Genomic DNA, 8,353 nt, shown 5'->3' with positions numbered 1-8,353 from the left:
CCAATGACCAATGACCAATGACCAATGACCAATGACCAATGACCAATGACCAATGACCAAAGAACTATTAAAACAAGTAAGAGTAATTGATCCTGTCCAGAAAACTGATAACGTAGCAGATGTATTAATTATTGATGGTTATATCCAAACTATCGCCTCGCAAATTACAGATTTTAGTGACGATACCTCTATTCGTGATTGTCAAGGACTAATTCTTGGAGCGGGATTAGTTGATTTATATAGTCATTCAGGTGAACCTGGATTTGAAGAGCGAGAAACTTTAAGTTCTTTGTTGCAAGCTGCCGAAGCGGGTGGTTTTACTAGGGTGGGTGTTTTGCCAGATACATCACCACCCATTGATCAACCTGCCTTAGTGGCGCAGTTACAGCAAGAGAGAGATAGAGGAAAAGCTTCTCCCCATTTGCATATCTGGGGGGCAATTACCTTAGATTTAGCAGGTAAACAATTAACAGAGGTAGCAGATTTAGCCACAGCGGGGGTTGTGGGTTTTACTGATGCTAAACCTTGGGACAATTTGGGGATAGTCAGACGGGTTTTGGAGTATCTTCAACCCTTTGGTAAACCTGTGGCTTTTTGGCCATGCGATCGCCATTTGGCAGCTAATGGTAGAATCAGAGACGGTGCAGAAGCCTTACGAATAGGTTTATCTCCCATTCCAGTTAGTGCGGAAACAACGGCAATTGCCGCTTTATTAGAATTAGTCGCGGATGTTGGTACACCAGTCCATATTATGCGTGTTTCTACTGCTCGCAGTGTAGAATTAATTGCCAAAGCCAAAGCTCAAGGTCTGCCCATCACCGCTAGTACCACCTGGATGCACGTTTTACTCGATACAACAGCTATCAGAAATTATCACACATCCTTACATTTAGATCCGCCCTTGGGAAATCACAAAGATATGCTATGCTTACGGGATGCTGTGCGAACTGGGACTATAGATGCGATCGCTATTGATCACGCACCTTATACTTATGAAGAAAAAGTTCAAGCCTTTGGGGAATCACCACCGGGGTCAATTGGTTTAGAATTAGCATTACCCCTACTTTGGCAAAATCTTGTCACCACCGGAGAATTTACAGCTTTAGAATTATGGCGCGTTTTGAGTCATCAACCAGCAGCTTGTTTACAACAGGAAATTAAAGCCATTCAACCCGGTCAAAAAGCTGAATTAACTTTATTTAATCCGTTGCAAACTTGGAATGTGAACAAAGCAAATCTGCAAACACTTGCTTATAATACTCCTTGGTTTGGTCAAGAAGTTACAGGTCGGGTTGTGCAAATTTGGTGTGATTCTAATTTAAAATGAAGCTGCGTGAAGTAAGATTTTAATAATAATTGAACGCAGATGAACGCGGATAAACGCAAATAAATACGGATGATAATTAGGGCTTGCCGAAAAAACGTAAAACGTAAATGAATCAAAGGTTTGAGGTTGATAAAAAGGAAAATAGTTGCAAGGTTTTTGAGGAGGAGTAGCACCAAAACGGAGCATTTTACCTCTAATAAACTTAAAAGTTTGGGGGTGACAGATAGCTAAAACTGTCACCTGTCACCTCTCTTCACTAGAAGACTTATTCAGCAAACCCTAATTATTCTGGGCAGCTTCACATAAAATTGGTATACTATAATTTAGTACATCAGAACTATATTAATATTCAATGTCCGATCTAATTCTGTTTTGGCATCGTCGAGACCTACGCATTTCTGATCATACAGGACTAGCTGCGGCTAGAGAAAAAAGTGCGAAGATCGTAGGTGTATTTTGTCTAGATCCTCAAATTCTCGCCAGTGATGATATTGCCCCCGTTAGGGTAAAATATATGATTGGCTGTTTGCAATCTCTTCAGGAAAGATATCAGCAAGCAGGTAGTCAATTATTAATTTTGCAGAATGATCCTGTTGTCGCAATTCCCAAATTAGCAACAGCCTTAAAAGCAAAAGCCGTATTTTGGAATTGGGATGTTGAACCCTATTCCCAAACACGAGATTTAGCCGTAATTGAGGCTTTGAAAACTCAAGGAATTGAATTTCTTAACTACAATTGGGATCAGTTATTACATTCACCAACAGAAATTTTTAGTGGTGCGAAAACTCCCTATACTGTTTATACTCCTTTTTGGAGAAATTGGATTACTAAATCTAAAGCTAAACCAGTTAAACCTTTAGCAAATCTAGAAAATTTAACAGCAGAAGAACAAGAAATTTCTCAACTCACAGGAACTATTAATTTACCTTCTGCCGCAGATTTGGGTTTTATTTGGGATGCAGAATTAATAATTTCTCCCGGAGAATTAGCAGCACAAGAAAAATTAGATAATTTTGCCAAATCTGCCATTAATGAATATCAAGAACAGCGGAATTTTCCCGCAATTGATGGTACATCTCAATTAAGTGCCGCTTTAAAGTTTGGTGTTATTGGTATTAGAACTATTTGGCAAACTACTATAGAAGCACTGGCAAATAGTAATAGTGAAGAAGTAAATGCCAGTATCCAAACATGGCAAAAGGAATTAGCGTGGCGGGAATTTTATCAACACGCTATGTACCATTTTCCAGAATTAGCTAAAGGTGCATATAGAGACACTTTTAAAACCTTCCCTTGGCAAAATAACGAAAAGTATTTTCAAGCTTGGTGTCAAGGTAAAACAGGTTATCCCATAGTAGATGCCGCCATGCGTCAATTAAATGAAACCGGCTGGATGCACAACAGATGTAGAATGATTGTTGCCAGTTTTTTGACTAAAGATCTAATTATTAATCCCCAATGGGGAGAAAAATATTTTATGCAGAAACTCATTGATGGTGATTTATCTGCTAATAATGGAGGCTGGCAATGGAGTGCTTCTAGTGGTATGGACCCTCAACCATTACGCATTTTTAATCCTGCCAGTCAAACCCAAAAATTTGATGCCGAAGCGGAATATATTCGTCAGTGGATACCTGAATTGCGTTATGTAGCTCCAGAATACTTGGTAACTGGGAAAATTCCCCCGTTAGATTATTATGGAATAAATTATCCTCAACCAATTGTTGATCATAAACAACAGCAAGCGTTGTTTAAGCAATTATATCAACAACAAAAGACTATTGGTTAGCATTAACAAATCCTAAATACTAAAACAATCAATCTATTAGGCACCTCCAAAATAGGGCGTTGGTGAATTGGGGTATGAAAGTCGAAAATTCCATCTCTCAAACTCTTACTCTCTGCGTGAAATAAAATCATACTTTTACACAGATTAGTCTTATTGTGTTCACCTACTTAAAAGGATATAATTGCAGTTTTCAAAACCTTAACCAAACCTAACTCGCTCATAAACCCTAATTATGCAGTGCTTATGCTTAATTAACAATTGTCCAGAAACTATCCTAGCGAGTCCACGTCATCTTAATATATGTTATTTGGCAATCTTATCATGAGCCGTTCTATCCGTTGGCAATCTAGCACCGCTGCACTCATGGCTATAGCCATTACCACAGGTGTAGCTACCCCCTTTGTGTCCTTTAGTCCTGTTATGGCACAAGGATTTAATATCAATCAATCGCGGACAATTAGTATTCGCTCTGGTGCGACTTTACCTGTTACTTACGAAAAAGAGAAGGTTATTGTCAAACCGGGTGAAACATTGGCTTTAACTCTAAAAATAGCTGATAATGTTACTGATAGTAACAGAAATATTTTAATTCCTGCTAATAGTGCGGTTATTGGGGAATTACAACCAGTAAGATTAAATACTCGATCTTCTAGTAATAATCAGCAAGGTGTTCGTTTCGTAGCCAGAGAATTAGTATTTCCTTCTGGACAACGACAACAAATTTACGCTAACTCTAAAACTATCACCCAAACAGAAACAATTACTAAGGGAGCAAGCACTGGACAAATATTAACTGATGCTGCTATTGGTGCGGGTGCTGCTAGTGTAATTTCTTTGATCACAGGTAATAAGAAAATTGAAGTTTTAGAACCTGTTGGTGGTGCAGCAGCAGGGGCTTTAGCTAGTATACTATTACGGAAACCAAAAGCTGATGTTTTTGTGCTAAGACCAGAACAGGATTTAGATATTACGCTGACTTCAAATTTAGTGATAACTCGTTAATATAGGACTCCTATTTGATTTTTGATAGTTTGCGTGGCGTAGCTATACAAAACTCGGTACACCTTTATAAGTTTTACTCCTGACTGGGCGCAGTTCCCTGTTCCCTGTTCCCTTCTTTTGTAAAAACTATGCTCAATTTATAATGGATTTTTCAGTCTATTCCCTACTTTTACCAACGGACTGTAACCAAATAATAAATGTAGTTCCTGGGGTATTTGGTAATGTGATAATTGAGTTAATGGCTGGACTAAAAACATCTATATTTCCCTGCATTTCTACTATTAACTGTTTAGCAATGGCAATTCCTAAACCAGTTCCCGGAATTTCTGTTTGTGCCTGTACGCCCCGGTAATGTCTTTCTCCTAAATGTTCTAGGTCTTGTGGAGGAATACCCGGTCCTGTATCACTAATAGCAATACCTTGTAAATTTCCTTTTTGTTGCCCACATTGTACTAAGATTTTACCTCCAGGTGGTGTATATTTTAAGGCGTTATCAAGGATATTACTCAAAACTTCTCGTAAGGCTTTTTCATTCACTTTGGCTAAGGGTAAGTGGGGAGAAATTTCTGTGATTAATTGTAAATTTCTTTCTTGGGCGATCGCTTGTGCAGATATTAATAAAGGTGCTAACAAATCTACTAAGAAACAATTAGTTAATTGTTCCCCTGTTCCCAGTAATAATAACGCAGGTTTAGCTGCTTTTTGTACATTTGCGTTAATAACTACTTTTGATTCCGGTAGAGGTAAAGGTTCTAAATCTGCCGTATTTAAATCAATTACTTGATCAAATTGTTTTAATAGTTCTTGTAAGCGATCGCTCTCCCGGACTATACTGGTAGCGACTTCCCGATTAGGATCAACCGGTAGGATTCGCTTAAATAGTAATTTCCCAAAGGTGCGGATAGCAGTTAAAGGGTTACGAAACTGATGTAAAAGATTATCTAATAAATCCCGTTGTCTTTCTTGGAGAATTTGTTCCTGCTGGAGTTGATGTTGTAACCATGACTGGCGCTGGTCTAAAATGCAAGCGATCGCTAAAGTCTTAGCAATCCGTTCAATTTCCCGTTCCTCTCGTTCACTCCATTCCCTATCTTCTCTGGCCGTCACCAATAACCCCATCATTACGCCTTCATGAATCAAAGGTAAAACAATTTGGTTATGACTCAGCCAGTATTCATCTTGTGCATCATGTAAATTTTGTTTTCCTGTTGCTGCCGATTCCCCTGATTCATGGGAGGATATTGGAGTCGGTTTTAACAATCTCATTTGCTGATTGGGTAATGCCAAAACATTAGCTAACTTTACAGGATAACCTTCCCCCACGTCACTATATTCATCACTAGGATTTAATGCTATAGTCTCTGGATACACCATTACTGGAATTAGTCGCGCCTCTGCTGTAGATTTTTCTACTAGTTCTTGCGTCAAATAAACAACGCTAAAGCTCGCTCCCATCCCTTGGGTTAGCAGAGCCATTTGCTCTCGACATAGAGCAAGAAAATCAGAACTGGCAGACATTAGCATGAGTTCAGGAATCTAGGAGGAAAAAGGAGTCACCGAGTCACCGAGTCACCGAGCAAGGAAGAACGAAATTACCCAGTCCCCAGTCCCCAGTCCCCAATCAAGGTTTATAGCTATCTAGTTTAGTCTTGTAATGGCTGAAAAGTCAGCAATTTTTTTAATTTTTAATTCTGCATTTTTCAGAGTTTTCCCCCAGTTGTATCAAAACATTAAAAACTATTGATCTTTTGAGATAGAACTTATATAATGACGACGGATTTTGTAGCGATAACTACAGTCTATAGCTTGAAACAGGAGGACAATAGGTTGGCAAGGAGACGCAAACGGAAGAGTCGTCGTAGGCAAGAAGGACGACGCATACTTGAGCATATCCCTCAGTACAGCATTGAAAGTGGCGAAGATAAACCTGTGACAGCAGCAAGAAAGTTTATTCAAGCTGAAGGTATCATGCCACCGGCGTTGCTACTAGTAAAACGCAACGAACATACAACAGACCGTTATTTCTGGGCGGAAAAAGGTCTGTTTGGCGCTCAATACGTAGAAGAGAATCATTTCTTGTTCCCTAGTCTTAGGATTTTAGAATCACCAACAGCACCAGTACCAGAACCTGCCGCTGTTGCTGTGGCTAGTAACTAAACAACAAATGACTATCATATCTTGCAAATGTGACTTCTGACTCCGTGAATAATTAACTGGCAATTGTGACCAGTTTGTTCAAAAATTCCATTTTTTTTAATTTTTTGGTTGGATTTGCCAGCAGGGTTTAAATACATTCTCTCAAGTTACGGCATAATTAATCCCTAATTAATCTATAAGAGATTAGATTAATCAGCTTTTTATCAGCTTATACAAAAGAGAATAGTGACAGGGCTAGGGTCATCCAAAAAATGAAGCAGGAATTATTTATGCTCTCACTAATTTGGACTACTATCAAGCTCTGTCCACCAATTTAAATTTTTCCTCATGACATCCCCAGCATCAGGAAGATTAACAGCACTAACAGAATTTTCTCTTCTTCCCTACTGCTGATTTCCTCAAAACTTGAGTCAGAAGCTTATATGAATCTAGATAATGCTAGTTTTCACCCCGAACAATCAGTCAAGCGTCTTTAGCTGTAATGCCCTTTGTAACTCAGCCAGTTCATCTCTATGGGCAGTTACAGTGATTGTACTTGAGAAGTTTTGTTCACTTGGGATATTTTCCATCTTGAGTGATACCTTCTCAAGTCTTCCAGATTTTTTCCAGTACAATAATCCACTTAAAGGCGAAAACAGGATTATGACTAGAAAAAATTGCCCAAAATCAGGAAACAGCATTGATAGAACCAACGCCAAACAACCCAAACCTACGGACGCTAATACAGTCAAAAATATAGCTAAAAACCAGCTAGGACTAACCAATCCTTCAAAAGTGACTTGATTTTTAGCAGCATCTACCGCTGCGACTCGATAAGCACGAGAGCGAAAATACTCTTTTAATGCAGCCATTAATGTATTCCCATCTTGTTCTGAAGCCAATCGCATCACTTCCGTCCGGTCTTTAGTTGAAGCCCGTATAAAGAAAAACAAGCCAACTGATAACAGAAAAGTTAACAGGAACGTAGATTGAGAAACAGTAGAATTCATAACTAGATTTTTACGTCTGAAATTTTCAGTAGACTTAAACCATTATCAATTATTCTGGAAACAGGTAACAGCTAACAAACAACAAACGGAAGTTGTTCTTAATTTTTAAGTTTTAATTTTTATATGACGCAAAACTCCGAAACACCATCATCTAACCTCCGGGCTATAGCCCAACAATTTCGCCTAGCAGGTTGGATTAGTTTGTGGATTCAGTTGGTATTAGGTGTAATTTCTGGAATAATTGTCCTATTATTTGGCATTTTTAGTCAAAAAGCAGGTAGCCCCAGCAATAATCCAGGAACGGGCTTTGGCGTATTTTTAGCAATTTGTGGTATACTGCTGCTGGGTGCTGGCATTTACTTAGCTTATCGCTACACAAGAATCGGCAAGAAATTAGAGTCCCCTAACCCTACTAATCGCCCTCGGAAGGTGGAAACCGTGCAGGTATTACGTTTAGGTTTATGGATAAATTTGGGGGGAATATTGGTCACTTTATTGGGAGCGCAAGCGATCGTTGGTACACTAGTAGCTAGGTCTATATCTCCTCAAGCAGTAACTACTCAATTATTTGACCCGACTCGGATTATTAGCGGATTAGATATGCTTATAGTCCAGGCAAATACAAACACTGTATCAGCGCATTTCGCTGGGTTGTTGTCATCCTTGTGGTTAATAAATCGCATTAATAAACCATAATTAGGGTTTGCTGAAAAAGTTATCTGTGAGGGCTAGGAGTCAGGAGTCAGGAGTCAGGAGGAAGAATTAGAAGGAGATAAGAATAGTCTCAAATTCCAGAAAGTGATAAGTTTTTAATGGTTTCAATGCTTATTCCTTGCACCTAATTCACTTTTTTAACCCGGAAACTCTTAATATATCTAGGTTTTCGGTTTATATGGCCATAGCTTGCGTGACGACGTAGGAGTCATACGCCACCCTGCGCTATCAGCAAACCCTAAGAGGGTGTTTGAAAAGTCTAATTTATTACTTGCAAGGGCGACTAGAAGTCGCAGCTACACAGACGAAACCCACCTTCGTGGGTTCAAAAGCCTTGATTTTTCGTTAGTCCACGCAGGTGGACTTTGTTTGTGT

8 protein-coding genes are annotated in these 8,353 nt (G+C 39.1%); 5 read left to right on the top strand and 3 right to left on the bottom strand.

Translation table 11 applies throughout. The features are described from left to right. Window positions 1-52 precede the first annotated feature (52 nt). Window positions 53-1,327, top strand: a complete 1,275-nt coding sequence (locus PN471_RS13140) for a dihydroorotase (RefSeq protein ID WP_271777225.1) — start codon at window positions 53-55, stop codon at window positions 1,325-1,327. Here PN471_RS13140 and PN471_RS13135 read toward each other — a convergent pair. After that, entirely contained in the window at window positions 1,319-1,567 is a 249-nt protein-coding gene (locus PN471_RS13135) for a hypothetical protein (protein ID WP_271777224.1), read from the bottom strand. The two genes, PN471_RS13140 and PN471_RS13135, sit on opposite strands and share 9 nt — an antisense overlap. 112 nt (window positions 1,568-1,679) lie before the next feature. On the opposite strand from PN471_RS13135, the gene PN471_RS13130 reads away from it, so the two are divergent. Together PN471_RS13130 and PN471_RS13125 are read left to right on the top strand one after the other, a co-directional pair. Further along, on the top strand, window positions 1,680-3,116 hold the full coding sequence (locus PN471_RS13130) for an FAD-binding domain-containing protein (protein WP_271777223.1): 1,437 nt from the start codon (window positions 1,680-1,682) through the stop codon (window positions 3,114-3,116). 321 nt (window positions 3,117-3,437) lie between these two features. Then, window positions 3,438-4,118, top strand: a complete 681-nt coding sequence (locus PN471_RS13125) for a conjugal transfer protein TrbI (protein WP_271777222.1) — start codon at window positions 3,438-3,440, stop codon at window positions 4,116-4,118. Between the two features lie 156 nt (window positions 4,119-4,274). Here PN471_RS13125 and PN471_RS13120 read toward each other — a convergent pair whose 3' ends face one another. Beyond that, window positions 4,275-5,642, bottom strand: a complete 1,368-nt coding sequence (locus PN471_RS13120; protein WP_271777221.1) for a sensor histidine kinase — start codon at window positions 5,640-5,642, stop codon at window positions 4,275-4,277. Between the two features lie 303 nt (window positions 5,643-5,945). On the opposite strand from PN471_RS13120, the gene PN471_RS13115 reads away from it, so the two are divergent. Continuing rightward, the gene (locus tag PN471_RS13115; RefSeq protein ID WP_193897715.1) at window positions 5,946-6,275 is read left to right on the top strand and encodes a DUF3155 domain-containing protein; all 330 of its coding nucleotides are present in this window, start codon (window positions 5,946-5,948) and stop codon (window positions 6,273-6,275) included. Window positions 6,276-6,733: 458 nt separating this feature from the next. Here the strand turns inward: PN471_RS13115 and PN471_RS13110 are convergent, their stop codons facing one another. Further along, the gene (locus PN471_RS13110) at window positions 6,734-7,264 is read right to left on the bottom strand and encodes a cofactor assembly of complex C subunit B (protein ID WP_271777220.1); all 531 of its coding nucleotides are present in this window, start codon (window positions 7,262-7,264) and stop codon (window positions 6,734-6,736) included. A 123-nt stretch (window positions 7,265-7,387) separates the two neighbouring features. Here PN471_RS13110 and PN471_RS13105 point away from each other — a divergent pair, with 123 nt between their 5' ends. Beyond that, window positions 7,388-7,960: a DUF3611 family protein gene (locus tag PN471_RS13105; RefSeq protein ID WP_039203095.1), complete on the top strand. Its 573-nt coding sequence runs from the start codon at window positions 7,388-7,390 to the stop codon at window positions 7,958-7,960. The last annotated feature ends 393 nt before the right edge of the window (window positions 7,961-8,353 follow it).

The organism is Aphanizomenon sp. CS-733/32 (genome assembly GCF_028330045.1).
Lineage (GTDB): Bacteria > Cyanobacteriota > Cyanobacteriia > Cyanobacteriales > Nostocaceae > Dolichospermum > Dolichospermum gracile.
This window is presented reverse-complemented; position numbering and strand designations above follow the sequence as displayed.